13 protein-coding genes and 1 pseudogene are annotated in these 15,924 nt (G+C 36.2%); 5 read left to right on the plus strand and 9 right to left on the minus strand.

From position 1 onward, the window contains the following. Nucleotides 1-152: 152 nt before the first annotated feature. From IGL17_RS12300 to IGL17_RS12315, 4 genes are all read right to left on the minus strand, one after another. Complete coding sequence (locus IGL17_RS12300; RefSeq protein ID WP_010776181.1) at nt 153-1,937, minus strand: ABC transporter ATP-binding protein; 1,785 nt, start codon at nt 1,935-1,937, stop codon at nt 153-155. Further along, on the minus strand, nt 1,937-2,536 hold the full coding sequence (locus IGL17_RS12305; protein WP_002359022.1) for a MarR family winged helix-turn-helix transcriptional regulator: 600 nt from the start codon (nt 2,534-2,536) through the stop codon (nt 1,937-1,939). Before IGL17_RS12305 ends, IGL17_RS12300 begins: the two co-directional genes overlap by 1 nt. Nucleotides 2,537-2,782: 246 nt before the next feature. Continuing rightward, nucleotides 2,783-3,361: a CDP-diacylglycerol--glycerol-3-phosphate 3-phosphatidyltransferase gene (pgsA, locus tag IGL17_RS12310; RefSeq protein WP_002365382.1), complete on the minus strand. Its 579-nt coding sequence runs from the start codon at nt 3,359-3,361 to the stop codon at nt 2,783-2,785. Nucleotides 3,362-3,459: 98 nt separating this feature from the next. Continuing rightward, entirely contained in the window at nt 3,460-3,672 is a 213-nt protein-coding gene (locus IGL17_RS12315) for a hypothetical protein (protein WP_002383222.1), read from the minus strand. 418 nt (nt 3,673-4,090) lie between these two features. On the opposite strand from IGL17_RS12315, the pseudogene IGL17_RS12320 reads away from it, so the two are divergent. The 4 genes and pseudogenes from IGL17_RS12320 to IGL17_RS12335 form a co-directional block, all read left to right on the plus strand. Next, a pseudogene (locus tag IGL17_RS12320) lies at nt 4,091-4,803 on the plus strand (transposase); the annotation flags it as partial. Between the two features lie 508 nt (nt 4,804-5,311). Next, nucleotides 5,312-5,977, plus strand: coding sequence for a hypothetical protein (locus tag IGL17_RS12325; RefSeq protein WP_010825560.1), 666 nt, complete (start codon nt 5,312-5,314; stop codon nt 5,975-5,977). A gap of 211 nt (nt 5,978-6,188) precedes the next feature. After that, a complete protein-coding gene (locus tag IGL17_RS12330) occupies nt 6,189-8,390 on the plus strand; it encodes a glycoside hydrolase domain-containing protein (RefSeq protein ID WP_016618602.1) in 2,202 nt (733 codons plus the stop codon). A gap of 147 nt (nt 8,391-8,537) precedes the next feature. After that, the gene (locus tag IGL17_RS12335; protein WP_016618603.1) at nt 8,538-9,113 is read left to right on the plus strand and encodes a YcxB family protein; all 576 of its coding nucleotides are present in this window, start codon (nt 8,538-8,540) and stop codon (nt 9,111-9,113) included. Between the two features lie 706 nt (nt 9,114-9,819). Here IGL17_RS12335 and IGL17_RS12340 read toward each other — a convergent pair. The 3 genes from IGL17_RS12340 to yfmF all read right to left on the minus strand — a co-directional run bounded on the left by IGL17_RS12340 (nt 9,820) and on the right by yfmF (nt 13,413). Further along, the gene (locus IGL17_RS12340) at nt 9,820-10,686 is read right to left on the minus strand and encodes a helix-turn-helix domain-containing protein (protein ID WP_016618605.1); all 867 of its coding nucleotides are present in this window, start codon (nt 10,684-10,686) and stop codon (nt 9,820-9,822) included. A gap of 161 nt (nt 10,687-10,847) precedes the next feature. Then, nucleotides 10,848-12,152 carry an EF-P 5-aminopentanol modification-associated protein YfmH gene (yfmH, locus tag IGL17_RS12345; protein ID WP_016618606.1) on the minus strand — a complete coding sequence of 435 codons (1,305 nt, stop codon included), beginning with the start codon at nt 12,150-12,152 and terminating at the stop codon, nt 10,848-10,850. Beyond that, the gene (gene yfmF / locus IGL17_RS12350) at nt 12,145-13,413 is read right to left on the minus strand and encodes an EF-P 5-aminopentanol modification-associated protein YfmF (protein WP_016618607.1); all 1,269 of its coding nucleotides are present in this window, start codon (nt 13,411-13,413) and stop codon (nt 12,145-12,147) included. Before yfmF ends, yfmH begins: the two co-directional genes overlap by 8 nt. 208 nt (nt 13,414-13,621) lie before the next feature. On the opposite strand from yfmF, the gene mscL reads away from it, so the two are divergent. After that, nucleotides 13,622-14,071 carry a large conductance mechanosensitive channel protein MscL gene (mscL, locus tag IGL17_RS12355; RefSeq protein ID WP_002354883.1) on the plus strand — a complete coding sequence of 150 codons (450 nt, stop codon included), beginning with the start codon at nt 13,622-13,624 and terminating at the stop codon, nt 14,069-14,071. Nucleotides 14,072-14,111: 40 nt separating this feature from the next. Here mscL and IGL17_RS12360 read toward each other — a convergent pair whose 3' ends face one another. Continuing rightward, nucleotides 14,112-14,813, minus strand: coding sequence for a WxL domain-containing protein (locus tag IGL17_RS12360; RefSeq protein WP_016618608.1), 702 nt, complete (start codon nt 14,811-14,813; stop codon nt 14,112-14,114). A gap of 88 nt (nt 14,814-14,901) precedes the next feature. Next, nucleotides 14,902-15,600 (minus strand): WxL domain-containing protein, encoded by a 699-nt coding sequence (locus IGL17_RS12365; RefSeq protein WP_010824023.1) that lies wholly within the window; start codon nt 15,598-15,600, stop codon nt 14,902-14,904. Nucleotides 15,601-15,924: the final 324 nt, after the last annotated feature.

Consider the following 15,924-nt stretch of genomic DNA (forward strand, 5'->3'; position numbering starts at 1 on the left):
AAGCGACCAATTTTTTGGTCGCTTTTTATCTTGTGGGTAAAAATAAGTTAGAAAAAAGAACTTGGGGGTTATGTCCAAGTTCTTTCTAAATCTTAAGACAATTAGTTAATGCACGTGTTGTCTTAGCTTCATTTTAAATTTGCTTATTTCGTTCATTCCGTTACTTTAAATTGTTCGGATACATATTTAGCGTAAGTTTTATGTTTACTTACTAGCTCATCATGTTTTCCTGAACCAGTTACTTTCCCTTTTTCAACAAAGTAAATGCTATCCGCATCAACAATTGTCGACAATCTATGGGCAATAACCAATGTCGTTCGGCCCTTCATTAAATTAGACAATGCCTCTTGGACCTTCATCTCAGATTCTGAATCTAGGCTAGCAGTAGCTTCATCTAACATTAAAATCTTGGGATTCCGCAAGAATGCACGAGCAATTGCAATACGCTGTCTTTGTCCTCCAGAAATTTTAACGCCACGTTCACCGACTTCCGTATTCAATTTATCTGGCATTTCTTCTACAAATTTTCGCGCATATGCTAGTTCCAAGACATCCCATAGTTGTTCATCTGAGAAGTTTTCTGCTAAGCCATACGTTAGATTATCTCTGATTGTCCCTGCCATAATCGCAGAATCCTGTGATACAAAGCCGATTTGACGACGATAATCTGATAATTTGATATCTTTTATGTCAATATCTCCAAATTTAATTTGTCCTTCTGTAGGTTCATAAAACCTTTCAATTAAACTAAAAATCGTCGATTTCCCGCCACCTGATGGGCCAGCAAAAGCAATTACTTGGTTTGGCTGAGCAGTAAAAGAAATGTCTGTTAAGATAGGTTCCTCTGGTGCATCTTCATAAGAAAATTTTACATTTTTAACTGATAAAGTCTTTTCCGATAAATCAATATCTTGTCCACTTTCAAAGTCTTCAGGTTCTCTAGATAACAATTCTTGCACTCGTCGCGTTGATCCTGCTGCTTTAGCTACTTCAGAAAATAACGTCGCAATGATTGGCATGGCGCCAATAAGATTAAATAGATACATTAAGAAACTCATCAATGTTCCGATTGTCATCACACCAACGGCAATTCGATGCATCCCATATGCTAATAGCCCAAATACCATGCTCATAAAGACCATCATCATAATTGGTTGCATAGATGCATCAAATATTGCTTCTTTTTTCCCTACATTAAATAACCGATCCACTTCATTTGCAGCACGAACCTGCGCCTGAGATTCAGCATTAGAAGTTTTGACTAAACGAATTTCACTCAACGTTTCAGTAGCAAGTCCGTTAAATTGACTCATAGCATCTTGGCGAATGTGACTAACTTTTGAACCAAATGCCATTACTGGAATCATACAAAGGATTACAACAGGAACAGCAATTACCATAGCAAGCGACATATGCCAATCCATTTTAATCATCATATATACCGTACCAATAACTGTAATCACACTGGCAACTGTTTGAGGAAAAGTAACGGCTAACAATTGCTTAACTTGATTAGTATCATTTACGACCCGGCTGGATATTTCACCCGCTTTAACAGAGTCAAAATAAGAAACTTTTAGAATAGTTAATTTATTCCATAAGCGTTTACGCATATTTTGGATGACATTTTCACCAAAAATACCTAAAATTGTCCCTCCTAATGCAGAAACGAGTGCTGAAAATATAAATAACCCAACAACTTTACCTAATAAACTATAATCTACTCCCTTTTGAAAATTATTGACTAAACTTGAAGCAAGTTTTGGAACGTACACTTGGACACTAGAAGAAATCACAAGAAATATCATCCCGATGCCAAGCAGTAAATAGTTAGGCTCTGTCATCTTGATTAAGCCTAAAAATTCTTTAAACGAAAATTTTGTTTTATCTGCTCGGATAGAATCATGACTATTTTTGCCGCCTCCACCTACTGCCATTATCTTCTCCGACCTCTCTTCCATCCTTCAAAGCCACCGTATTCACCATTGAATTCACCAAATCTACCAAAGCCATCATGTCCCATCATCTGTTCTCTAGCTCTACCATATCTAGCTGATATTTTTCTGAAATGTTCCCAATTTTTATCGTCGCCAAAAATTGTTTCAATTTTATCTAAAAATTCTTCACTAGAAATATTCTTTTCTATACGTTCTAAATAATTATTTAAAGACTCTAGTTCCTCCTCTGAGAAGCCCTTAAACATTTCTTCATTAAATCCATTAGAAATATTTCCTTGAGTACTTAAACTTTCTCGTCCCTTATCGGTCAATACAACGAATGTGACCCGAGCATCTGATTCATTTTTGACTCGTTTAACTGCTTTAACAGACTCTAATTTTTTTATGATTTGTGTCACACTAGAAGGTTTTATATCTAAATATTCAGCGATTCTTCCAGCTGTTACATTTTCTTCAGAAGCAAGCAATTTTAACGTTTCAAAAGTGTTATCTGGTTTCTCCTCTATGCTAGAAGCAAAGATTAAGTAAGGTTGTTGAGCAATTTTTAATAGTTTATTTAAAATATCTGTTTTTTTCATAATTTCCTCCAAAAAATTTATTTAGTTTATATATAAGCTAACGAACTAAATAGTAATCTATTTAGTTTACTTTGTCAACAACAAACTAATTATTTGTATGTAGATATAACCAAAATGAAAAATAGCATACAGAAACTGCCGATTTGTTTTATCGATTCATCTGTTCCTCTACTTAAAAATCTATTTGCCTATTCATCATGAATACTAAAAAACGCTTGGCACAAGCCAAGCGTTTTGATTCTCTCTTTACATCGAACCTTTAAAAACATCTTTATTCTTAGCAAAATAATCAACACCAGAGTAAATGGTGAAAATCAAGCAGGCATATAGCATGATTTGATCTAGTGGTAGATGAAGTGCTGAAAATGGAATGTTGTTAATGAATAGTAAAATAATTGCAACCATTTGGGTAGCTGTTTTTACTTTTCCTGGCCAAGCTGCTGCCATTACTTCGCCATGTTCGACTAATAACAACCGTAAACCAGTTACTGCCAATTCACGACAAACAATAATTGCTACAATCCAAGCGGGTACTTTGCCTTGACCAACTAAGACGATAAAGGCGGTCATCACTAGCATTTTGTCCGCTAATGGGTCCGCAAATTTTCCGAAGTTCGTCACCAAGCCTTGTGCACGGGCAATTTTGCCATCCAACCAGTCTGTAAAACTAGCAACTGCAAAAATAATCGCGCCCACTAATTGGGTAACGGCTAACGTTGTGTCGCCAAAACTAATCGTTCCCCAGTCCATCGGCACCGACACAATAATAATAAAAATCGGAATCATAAATATTCTTAAAACTGTTAATTTATTTGGTAAATTCACTTCAATTGCCCCTTCCTTCTCCTGTTCTATTTTACGTTATCTTGCTGGCAGTGTCACGAAAAAAAGAAAAGAATCTGGAATAATTGCCGTTTGACAGTTTATTCAGAAATATTCTTGCCTTTTTTTAGAAAGAGCTGGTAATAGCCTAAACCGAAATTAATCATTCCAATCAATGTGATACTGTCTAAAAATTTAGAACCATAGATAAAGTAGAAATACAGTTGTAAGCCAACAATCAAGAAGCCTATGACCAACAGAGCGATTGAAAATATGGTGATAAGATTAAATTTTTTATTAACTATTTTAAGCATTGATAACCCCTTCTCTCTTGAATTATTATTGTCGTCTTTTTCTAGCATGTAATCTTAACTTTTTCATAGCAAATAGAGAAACGATACCAGCCATTTTTAGCTCTAGAATGCATTGAACTAATGAATCAGAGTGGATCTTTCAATGCAATCTTCATTTTAACATATCATTCACTAGCATAATTAAATCACGACAAAATAAACTACTCAGAGGACGATACGCTATATGAATAACTCTATCAATAAAGGGTAAGATTAATAGACAAAAATTTAATGATTATGGAAGATCTGGGTAGAAATGTTCAGCTCCTAGAAACAAGAAGGAATTTCTGGAAAAGTTGCTTCTGTTCCCGACATTTATCAGGTTTTAAGCTCGGGAACGTTAATCATTGATACCGTACTCTCATCTACGCCATGCCCCTGTAAAAATTGTGGAAGTTATTGGACTATTCAAAATTATTTTATTCGTCCAAAACATTCGATTGCGAAAAGTTTCCAGGCAGCTTTGACAACCATTATTCGTACATTAAAAGATTTGAAAAGCTATTTTCTAAGCTCTAAAAATTCTGAAGAAGCAGAATTATTGACTACAGAAATGAGTGTCTCCTATTTTCATCTTACCAAACATGTTCTCCCAATGTGAAATTAATCATTAATCGCTGTCATATTGTCAAACATATGAATCATGCATTCATTGATTTACGTATCCGTGAAATGAACAAACTACATAAGGTGGGGTAAAACAAGGAACCTGAAAAACTTAAAAAGAACTGGCGTGTTCTGTAAAAAACGAGCAAACATTAATCATTATGAATACAAAAAATGACAAAATTTTTGAGCAGCCAAATACCCGTTTCTGACTGAAGCGTTTTGATACAAAGATCTCGACTTGCTTTTTACCTTATTGAAAGAACTTCCAGAAACGTTAGATGACGGTTTTAGGGAGAAGCTTCAAGACCTTCTAATCTATGAAGAAGTCATCACCAATGCGATACTCTATCCTTACTCTAATGGAAAAATAGATGCGAAGATTCCTCATATAAAGACAATGAAACGTATATCCTACGAATTTAAAACATTTGAGAACATGAGAATAGACTCTTTTTGATTAATAAATTCATCAAAGTAAAATAACAAAAAATTCGAGACAAAATAAAGTTTATTCTGTCCCAGATTTGATTTTTATAAGTCATCAGTCCTTACTGACAAAGATCCGTTTATTCATAGTAAGATTGACTGTTAGTGCTACTAATTTATTTGTTTATGAATAACTTAAAATAAATAGCAAAACTATTGTCAACATTACAATAATCAATAAGGTATACATTATATTTGGAAACTAGATATTTTTTCTTTAATAGATTCCCTTCTTCTGTTATTCGTAGTAACAATAACGAGTTATTTGGTGTTGAAAGTAATTTCTTGAAAAAATTGTATTATAGCATTAATTCGAAATACAATATTCCAAAAATATATTATCCCCCTCAAAAAAATAAATAAATTAATATAAATACAAATATTACTTTATAGTTAATCGGAAAAATAATCTAAATCGTTTTTATTTATATAAAAACGATTGATATACAAATCAATATATGATTAAATATAACTTGTAATAACACTACTTTAAGGAGGGAATTTAATGAAAAAAGTGAATATTTTTTTGATTGGGGTATCTATTTTAGGTGGTTTAATGTTTTCTTTCAGTATGAAAAGCGAAGCAGCTACTTTAGAAGAAATGAAGGAAAACATCGAAGGTGGAGATGGGTTAGTCTATAATCCAATTTCAGAAGGGATTATGGACCATGAAGGGTCTGTTGAATTTGTTAAGTCTGTTGAATCTTTAATGGTAGAAGAAAATTCTACTGAAATTACTGATGCAATTACAGACCAAGCGTTTGAGGAAACAAGTTTAGAAACTACAATAAAAGCAGAAGTACCTTTAATAAAAGGAGTAACGCCATACGTAGCAACACCACCAGGACCTAATTCATATTATAATTTGACAGGAAAACAATATCGTTCAAACCCATTTACGGGATCTGGATGGCAGTACAGCGGCTATCGCTTTAAATTTGCTGACGGTTATTGGAACGCGAATCCATTTTATGGAGTAAGAGCCGAGGGAGATTCTTTCTATTTCGCCACTTCTCAAATTTATGGTACCTATGATATAGAGACAGTAATTGTTCCAGCTAACGGTTCATGGATATACGTTAAGTCTGGGAGTTCTATGGGATATGGTGGATACTACGGTGTCTTTTCTACGCTTAACCCTGCAAGAAACTCTCGCTATGCTATTCATTGATTTTTAAAATAAGACATTAACTAAGCATGTAATAATAATCTCCTGGTAACCGGAGATTATTATTTTTTTTATATAAATATATATTTAATTTAATATCGGCGATCCTAGGTGTTATCAATTATTATATTATTCAGTTGACAAAAGAATATATATAATATATATTGTAACTACAAAAACGAACGTTTGTTCGTATAAGAAAGTAGGTAATTTTATGGATGAAATGGTGTTAGGTACTCAAAAATGGTTAAATAAAACGTACAATGCTGTCCCTGGCTTTAACAAAGTTCCAGAGGACGGAAGAACGGGATGGCCGACAATTTTTGGATTAAGACGTGCATTACAAAAAGAAATGGGAATCCAAGAATTATCAGATAATTTTGGTCCTACCACGGAACGTTATTTTAAAGAAAAAGTAGAAAAACAGTTAAATGAACGTTTTGGGGCTGGAATTGGAAACATTGTGAAAATAATGCAAGGTGGTTTTTGGTGTAAAGGGATTAATCCTTATGTTTCTGGAACTGAAGCAGTCGACGGATTAATGACAGGGCTTACAACATTAGCGATTAAAAATTTTCAAGAAATGGCAGGATTAGCACCTAGTGGATACATGAATGCAATGCTAATGAAAGCCTTACTTGATATGAGTGCATTCGCGTTGGTACCAGGAGGAGACAAAAATATTCGGTCAATGCAACAATCTTTAAATGCTCAGTATAATCGTTATTTTGGTTTGTTACCATGTGATGGTGTGTATCAAAGAGACACGAATAGTGCTTTAATATATGCACTTCAAGCAGAGATGGGAATGGATGAAAATACAGCAAACGGATTTTATGGACCAGGAACAACAGCCAAGACACCCACATTATCGGTGGGAGCAACTGGTAATTTTGTAAAAATTTTACAATGGGCTTTGTATGTGAATGGATTTAATAAATCTGCGATATTTAGTGGGTCGTTTACTTCTTATATTGCTTCAGAAGTAGAAAGTTTCCGTCTATTTATGAAACTTCCCCCATATAATACAGTTGCAGATATGACTGTAATCAAGGGACTTTTATCAAGTTCGGGAAACACGAATCGCTCAGCTAGTGCTTGTGATATGGCTACTCAATTAACGAAACAACAAGCACAACTAATTAAAGACAATGGATATTCTATTGTTGGACGTTATTTAACAGGCAGCGTAGGAGTAGGAGCAAATAAAAAAGATAAAAATCTGACTCTTGAAGAAATTCAAACCATTACTAGCGTTGGGTTAAGCATTTTTCCTATTTATCAAGATGGTGGATGGGAAGAAAGCTACTTTAACGAAGGAAATGGGTTAAGAGATGGATCTTTAGCGCATAACGCAGCATTTAAACTAGGGTTTCCTTATGGAGCGACTATTTACTTTGCCGTTGATGTAGATATTTTAGATGGTAACATTCCAGGAACGGTCTTACAGTATATCAAGAAAGTAAAAGAATCTTTAGATGCAAATGGCATGTACAAAACCGGAATTTATGGTACACGAAATGTCTGTCAACAAGCAATTGATGCTGGATTTGTCGAACATTGTTTTGTATCTGATATGTCTACAGGATTCAGTGGAAATCTAGGTTTTCCAATGCCAAAAGAGTGGGCATTTGATCAATTCTATGAACATAGTGAATTAGGATTTCCTATTGATAAAGTGGCCGTATCTGGAAGAGACCACGGGACCAAGGCGTTTTCTACAACAATCGGTAATTTAATCCAGTTAGAAACAATTAAATTACTGAATGCTTTAGGGAAAAATTTTACAATCAAAGATGTTGGGATTAAACTTGATACACCTATGCAAATCATGAGTACTCCTACTTTAGATGTGTACACAACAGTAAGTGCTAGCTGGACAAAGCAGATGAATAAGTCTGGATTGTCTATAAAGGTATCAAAAGGTAAAATAGATAAACAAGTCTACATTGATCCGCTTGATAAATCTATTAACACATATGGAAAATACTTTGTAAATAATTCTAAACAAAGTATGGATAATATTCTTAATGATTTAGCCCCTGCAGTAAAAGAAGGGTTTATTGAAACAGGCTTTTGTGCTAGAAATGGACTTGTAGGAACTCAAATTGTTATCAAAACAAATGTTGGTGATGAGGAAAATAAAGGAGAAATGGAATTGAAAATCGAAGTATATCCTAAACCATTGTTACCTACGCGACCTCAAATTCCACAACAAAAGTATGTTGATGTGTATAATGATGTAGCAACGAATAATTACTCCCTACCAGAGTGGGATTATGGCCCAGGTATGGCCTTAGCAACTGCTGCTGGTATTATAGCGTTAGTTGCAGCTTATGGAACTGGTATCGGAGAAGTAGCTACTTTGGGCGCTGCATTATTTGTTTTCCTTTCAACTATGTTTTCCGAAAAATAGTTTATAAGATTCATATTTTTAACTTATGTATCGAGTTATCTGCTAATAAGACAGTTAACTCGATATTATTTTTGTTAATTATGATATAGTAATAGATATCAATAATCTATAGGTATTTTAAAAATTAAAATTCAATGGAGGTTATGCATGGTTTTTGACTATAAATTAGAAGAAGATGAATATTATAAAGCAATTAAGCTGTATACTAGAAAATTTACTAAAACCGGAAAGCGTAAAATAAGAATTACTTATTTTGCTGGACTAGTTTTATTGATTTCTTCTGCGTATATGTTTACATCGATATTTAAACAATACCTTTCTTTCAAACAATCACTTCCTGACTATGTAGTTAGAGAACTACTTAATAAATTATTTACGCAAGGTTTTGGGTATATACTAATACTCATTATATATCTGGTATTAGGAGTTTTTTTCCTTTACAGTGCATACAATTATCCAAGTACTAAGATTATTAACAAAAATACAGATCAGAAAACTTTAGAACCAAGAAAAGTTAAAATTAATGATTCTGGCATTGTTTACTGGCAAGCAAATAATGAAGAAGATAAAAAATCACACTTATGGAATGACATAGAAGGTGTTTTTGAGACTGAAGAATTTTATTTAATGAAAATCGATAAAAACAAAATTTTTATTTTACCTAAGAGAATGATTTCTACAAAAATTCAAAGTAATTTTATAGAGAAACATGTTACGAATTGAAATAAGCTTCTAGAATGATAGTTACTTTGTGGTGAAAAATATACAACGAAAGAAAATATAGGAATCCCCATATAGAATCCTTACATTGACTCTATAATTTATGAGACGGATGAATTATAATTGACCCATCCGTTCCATTTCATTTTAGCTAAAAAAACATATCATCTTCTCTAGTACGAGTAAATCACGTTCAAATAAACTATTGAGAGACGATATGCTATACTAATGATTCTATCAAAAACGTTAAGATTAATAGACAACATTTCAATGACTACAATGAAGTCGAAATAAAAGGGTTTAGTCCTAGAAATGAGAAGGCCCTTCCAAAAATTGTTCTTTAAATTCCGAAAATTTTCGGGTTATTTTCGAAGTAGTTATTTCTGTTCCTCCCCTATTTATCGTTTTTTAATCCTAGGATAAAAAGCGGTATTATATGTGAAATTTACCGTCAAATAAAAATAGGCATTGAACCAGATTTTGGAAATCTGAAAGCCAATTTTGCGTTCAGTCAATTCTCTGTCAGAAGAAAAGATAAATTGATACAGAAATTAGGATTGGCATCCATGGAATTAACATTAAGGAAATGGAAAAAGAATAGAAAGAATATTAGCCAAAAAATAAGTGTTCAAAATGAGCCACCTCATTTTGAACACTTATTTTCTTTTAAAAAGACTTTTGAACCCGTCTTTGTTCTTTTTATCCTCTTCTAACGATACGTAATCCCTAATGTAACATCCTTACGAATTAAAACTGGCGTTTTTTCCAGTGTTAAATCGGCGCCATCGACTTGAATGGCGACGTTATTTGAGGCGCCTAAAATCAGTGTCGCGTTGGCGGCATTCGCAGGTAAAGCTGTTGTTTGGGTCTCTCCTGCTTGCAGGGTGTGTTGGTACGTATAGTTGCCATCGACCATCACGCCAATCCAGCAAGAGCCTTCAGTCCCTTTAAAGGTAATGTTGATTGGACTATTCGCATCTTTAACCGTTGCAGTCACTTGATTGTTGGCATCGCTCACCACAGCCACAGCTGTTTTCTTCTCTGGTTCGCTTGACGAAGACGGCGGTGTACTACTTTGTGTGCTACTTTCTGGGGCTTGACTTGATTCTTTGGGTTTTTCCACACTGGCACTAGTTGCCGGTGTTTGAATAATCGGTTCGGCTTTTTGATCTTGCCACATAATATACAGCACTACGACCGCAATGGCTAAACCAATTAACGAAAAGGCAATGGCTGGTAAGTTCCGCAGTAACCAACTGGATTGCTTTTCTTCGTCATGCAATTGCTTACGTGATCCTTCAAGCTCTTCATACACTGGCTTGGGTTCTTCGACAATTTCAGGTTCTTTGCCATCATAGATATCTACCAATTGATTGCCATCTAAGCCGACCGCACTTGCATATTGGCGGATAAACGCCCGCACATAAAAGGTGCCTGGTAAGGACTCAAAATCGTTTTGTTCAATAATTTCTAAATATCTTTTTTGAATTTTTGTCATTTGTTGCAGTTCATCAATTGTGATGTTCTTCTGCAATCTTGCTTCTTTTAGTGTTTCTCCAATATTTACGCTGGCCACTCGTCCATCTTCTCCAGTCTATTTTGTTAATTTATCGATTGTCTCATCAGTCTTTTTCAATTGCCAAGGAAAACATTCCCGTCCTTTAAGAATACCACAAAAGAAGCCAACTGAGGATAACAAAATTGAAAGATTTCAAAGATTTTTCTTAAACAGTTGGTTTATTGCTCGGTTTCTCCTTTAGGATACATGTAGAAACGGCTCAATCCTTCTTCACGAATCAAGGTCTCTGCTACTTGGCGGACGTCGGCTAATTGAATACTTTCAATGACTTCAATCTTATCAAACAGCGTGGTTTCCCCAAACAATGATTGTGAAAATTGGTTGGCGATATACTCTAAAGAGTTTAAGGATTGGAAATATTTACCAATCATTTTTTTCTTCAATAAGGACAAATTTTCTTCCGTTAATTCTGGACTTGTTGTGGCAGATAATAAAATAGCTTCAATTCGTTCTGCTAAGACTTCTGGTTGCTCACTATCGCCGCCAATATCCGCAAAATGGAAACTGCGATCTAAATTAAAGTCATAACTAAAACTATCATCTAACAAGCCTTCATCATAAAGAGCCAAATAGTTTTGAGAGGTATTACCAAACAATAATTGTAACAACAAGTTCACGGTGATTTGATATTTCATTAAGTCACGACCCGTTGTTGGCACTTCATCTAAGCCTTTCAAGCCAACAAGCACTTTTGCCCGTGTGACTGTCATTTCAATGGCGCTCTCTTTGACAATGTCGGCAGCTGTTTCTTCAGGAAAATGCCGACGAATAGGTTGGGCGGCAGGAAACTCTTTCGCCGCTTGGTTTTCACGAATGAACGCCATTAACGCTTCAGGGTCCATTTTCCCTACCACGAATAAGGTCATATTACTTGGATGATAAAACGTATTGTAGCATGTATACAAATCCTCTGCGGTAATCTCCGCAATACTTGCCACTGTGCCGGCTATATCAATATGCAATGGATGTTTCGGATAAAGGTTACCTAAAATACCAAAGAACAAGCGCCAGTTAGGATCATCTAAATACATTTGAATTTCTTGTCCGATGATGCCTTTTTCTTTTTCGACCGTTTCCTTCGTGAAATACGGCGATTGCACAAAATCAAGCAACGTTTCTAGATTTTGTGTCACTTGATCCGTCGTTGAAAACAAATAACTCGTTTTCGTAAAACTGGTAAAGGCATTCGCTGAAGCCCCTTGTTGCCCAAATTTTTGGAAGACATCGCCATCTTCTTTTTCAAACATTTTATGTTCTAAAAAGTGGGCGATTCCGTCAGGTACTTCAATCATTTCCTCTTGACCAATTGGCACGAACGTATTGTCAATGGAACCATAATCGGTCGTAAACAAACCATACGTTTTTTGGAAATCATTTTTCGGTAATAGGTAAACCTTTAACCCATTTTCCAGTGTTTCTGTATACAATGTTTCTTTAATTTGTGCATAGTCTTTTTTAATCATTTTCCGTTTCTCCTTCCAAAAAGAAGATCGCTTGAAGTTCCAAGCGTTTGGCTACTTCTTGGATTTCTGGAATAGTCACGGCATTAATCCGCGCAATCCATTCCTCCGCCGTCAGCATCGTCTGCGGCATTAATTCGTTCAAGTATTCTTTTTCCAGCCACGCGCCTGCATTATCTAACGCTAAGATATACTGATTTTTTAACATTGCTTTCGTTTGTTCAATTTCTAATTCGCTAATCTTACCTAAGCGAATATTTTCCAATTCTGTCGAAATCAAACGCAAGACCTGATTCCGATTTTTGCCATCGATTCCTGTTTGAACCGTCATGAAGCCACGGAAAGTGTCGATACTACTAGAAGCATAATACGCTAAATGCTCTTTCTCACGGACATTCATAAATAATTTAGAATGCGGGAAACCGCCAAAAATCCCATTAAACACTTGCAACGCAAAATAATAGCTATCGCCATAATAAATATCCGTGTTGTAAGCCAAGTTTAATTTCGATTGGGCTAACACCTCACGCTCGGTCCGCTCTTCAATCACATTGCGAATTGGTTGATTGTAGAAAATCGCGGCTTTGCCTTCTTCACGAGGCGTAAACGGTAATTGCTTGAATAACGGCACTAGCTCCGCCTCATTGACATCGCCTAAGACAAAAATATCCACTTGATCTTCCGCCAGCATTTTTTGATAATACGCTGCTAATGACGCCGCTGTTTCCTCAGCTAACGCCGCAACGGTCCCAAAACTAGGGATTTTTTGATCCTCCGATTGATTAAAATAGACACTTTGAAGCGCCAAAGAAGCATAGGTTTGCTTATCCTCCACAATACTTTCCAAGTACGCTTTCAAGTTCTCTTTCTCCCGTTGGAAGGTTTCCGCCTCGAATTGGCCCGCTTGAATATTGGGGGCAAAAATAATTTCCTTCAAAAAGTCCACCACTTCGGCAAGCACCTGACTATCCTGTAAATAATGATCATTGACAATGTTCATAGAAATATTAAACCAATGTTGATTGCCTTTTTTGGAAACGCCAATCCCAAAGCTGGCGCCGTAAAGTTCCGCCAAACGCTCACTTAACTTGACTTGATTCGGGTAATTCAAGCTGTTGGTTTCCATCAAACTGGACAACAGCGTTCTTTTTGTAATGGTTTCATGATTTAATCGTGTATTAAAGCGGACTAAAAGACGCACCGTTTTATATTTTTCTGTAGGAATGACGTGTAAATTCACGCCTTTAACTAATTGAACAGACATTGCCGCATCGCTCCTTCATTTGCTTCATCTTACCTAAAGAATGCTGTGAAATATATGTATCGCGTAAATTCTAAAGCATTTTTTAATGTTTTTTCCAATAGCTCCATTATAACACAGCTTCAGGTGCTTTCTGAATGATAAGAGTTTTTCAGTTCAAATTTTCAAGAAGATTCGGTATACTGTTTTTAAAGTGAGGAGGGAAAAAAGAATGATTAAAGAATTTAAAGAGTTTATCATGCGCGGAAGTGTCTTAGACCTAGCCGTCGGTGTTGTCATTGGTAGTGCGTTTACAGCGATTGTGACACAAGTGGTGGAAGGCTTGATTACCCCGTTAATTAGTCTGATTTTTGTCTTGACGACTGGGAAAAAGAGTGCCGACGATGCATTGGGTGCCCTTGTTTATAAAGTCGAAGGCGTTGAATTCAATATTGGTAGCGTGATTAGTGCACTTATTACATTTTTAATTACGGCCTTCGTCCTCTTCTTGATTGTCAAAGCGGCCAACAAAATGAAAAACCGTGGCAAAAAAGAAGAAGCGGCAGAAGAAGAAGTGGTACCAACGAGCGAAGATTACTTAAAAGAAATTCGCGACTTGCTAGCGGCACAAACACCGCCTGCTGAAACTGTCAAAACAGACAGCACCTTCACAGAGAAATAAGCAAAAAGTCATCCTGAGGGGATGACTTTTTTGTTTTGACTTAAATTGATGGTCCTGCCACGAGATTCCAGGTGATGTTACCTGTATAAGCGCCTTTTTTCAGCTCTTGCATTGGGGTTGTAACGTTTAACGTTAGATTTTCCAAGTCAGTAGCCCACATTCCTTGCCCTTTGCCTGTCGGTGCATTAACTAATGTAACAGCGCCACTCCCCAACTTTATATTTGTTCCAATAAAATCTGGAGCGCTAAGGTCATCTTGAATATTAGTCCCATCTTGATTTGCTGAAATTACGTAGCGCCCTCCTGATTCTTCCAGTCTAAATACAGAATAATAAGCGGACAAGTTAAAGTTAAGCTCTCCGTCTAATTTGTCGGTTCCGTTAATCATTTGTGGGATTTCTGCAGTTAGATGCCAACCTTCCTTTGTTCCACGTACATCGCCGACATGAACAAGTTTACGGACCAAGCTAGTTTTAATAGCTGAAAGATCTTCCCCTATTTTTGAAGGAGCAAAATTTATATACTTTGGAATAGCAAGTATATCAAAATCCGTGTTGGGTGTTCCTGGTTCAGGTGCTGTCGACCCACCACTGTTATTATCTTGGTCTGGTAATAATCCTCCACCAAACTCCACCTGCACTGGCGTATTCCCTGTCGTCACAGCCTGTGCCGACAGCGGTGCCAAACTAGCGCCAACCACTGCGCTACTTACCAACAAACTTGCGAGTAATTTCTTTTTCATTTTACATACCTCTCTTTTTTTAATTGATTGTTTAAGAACGGACGGAAGACCATTTAAACAGCTCTTCCGTCCGCTATTGTTTACATGCTTAAATCGCTGGTCCTGCGACAAGATTCCAGGTGACATTTCCTGTATACGCGCCTTTTTTCAGTTCTTGCATCGGTGTCGTTACATTTAACGTTAAGTTATCTAGACGACCTGACCAAGTCCCTTGCCCCTTTCCTAGAGGAGCGTTAATTAAAGCTGCGGCGCCGCCACCAATCTTAAGGCTCGCACCGTTAAAGCTAGGGGCCGTTGGATCATTAGCGATATTCATGCCGTTCAGAGTGTTGAAGCCCCCGTAAGAACTCGTACTTTCGTTGAATATGGCATAGTATGGTGTCATTCCAAAGGTAATCTGTCCATCTAATGTATCTGTGCCATTACTCATGCCCACTACTTCGCCAGTGACATGCCAGCCTTCTTTGGTCCCACGGACATCACCCACCATGATCGATTTTGGCGCAGTTGAAATGGGTCTAATAGCGGTTATATCCTCACCAATTTTTACGGGAGAAAAGTCAAAAATTTTCGGAATGGCTAATAAGTCAAAATTCGTATTCGGTTGCGTCGGATCGGGATCTACGATTGGGCCAGTATCATCCCCCTGATCTTGCAATGTTCCACCTTCAAATTCTACCTGTACTGGTGTATTTCCTGTCGTGACAGCCTGTGCCGAAAGAGGCGCCAAGCTAGCCCCAACAACTGCGCTGCCAACGAGTAAACTTGCAAATAATTTCTTTTTCATCTATGTACGTCTCCTTTTGTTTAAGAATTTCCAGAATGTACTTCTGAAGCTATGGCCTTAATTATACAAGATTCCCCTGTGTCTGTGATTTTAAATATTTAACCGCGCATAGAAAAAATCAACAGTTCTTTTAATATCAATGATATCTCTTGGTTTTAAACATAAATTTCAACACTTTTTGACATTCGAAAGTGTTATTTAATGATTTTCGCGGCAAAATCGATTAATAAACAGCAAGAAAACGTCAAAAAGTAAGGGTTCAACTCTTACCTTTTGACGTTTTCTCCTAAATTCTTATAAATTTATCCGCGATTTCGGCGAAAA

It is taken from the genome of Enterococcus sp. AZ088, assembly GCF_051714845.1.
Lineage (GTDB): Bacteria > Bacillota > Bacilli > Lactobacillales > Enterococcaceae > Enterococcus > Enterococcus faecalis.

Excerpts from the sequence above, each read along its gene's own strand:
- IGL17_RS12300 (WP_010776181.1), bottom strand. The coding sequence starts at position 1,937 with ATGGCAGTAGGTGGAGGCGGCAAAAATAGTCATGATTCTATCCGAGCA.
- IGL17_RS12305 (WP_002359022.1), bottom strand. The coding sequence starts at position 2,536 with ATGAAAAAAACAGATATTTTAAATAAACTATTAAAAATTGCTCAACAA.
- IGL17_RS12315 (WP_002383222.1), bottom strand. The coding sequence starts at position 3,672 with ATGCTTAAAATAGTTAATAAAAAATTTAATCTTATCACCATATTTTCA.
- IGL17_RS12325 (WP_010825560.1), top strand. The coding sequence starts at position 5,312 with ATGAAAAAAGTGAATATTTTTTTGATTGGGGTATCTATTTTAGGTGGT.
- IGL17_RS12330 (WP_016618602.1), top strand. The coding sequence starts at position 6,189 with ATGGATGAAATGGTGTTAGGTACTCAAAAATGGTTAAATAAAACGTAC.
- IGL17_RS12335 (WP_016618603.1), top strand. The coding sequence starts at position 8,538 with ATGGTTTTTGACTATAAATTAGAAGAAGATGAATATTATAAAGCAATT.
- yfmH (WP_016618606.1), bottom strand. The coding sequence starts at position 12,152 with ATGATTAAAAAAGACTATGCACAAATTAAAGAAACATTGTATACAGAA.
- yfmF (WP_016618607.1), bottom strand. The coding sequence starts at position 13,413 with ATGTCTGTTCAATTAGTTAAAGGCGTGAATTTACACGTCATTCCTACA.
- mscL (WP_002354883.1), top strand. The coding sequence starts at position 13,622 with ATGATTAAAGAATTTAAAGAGTTTATCATGCGCGGAAGTGTCTTAGAC.
- IGL17_RS12360 (WP_016618608.1), bottom strand. The coding sequence starts at position 14,813 with ATGAAAAAGAAATTACTCGCAAGTTTGTTGGTAAGTAGCGCAGTGGTT.
- IGL17_RS12365 (WP_010824023.1), bottom strand. The coding sequence starts at position 15,600 with ATGAAAAAGAAATTATTTGCAAGTTTACTCGTTGGCAGCGCAGTTGTT.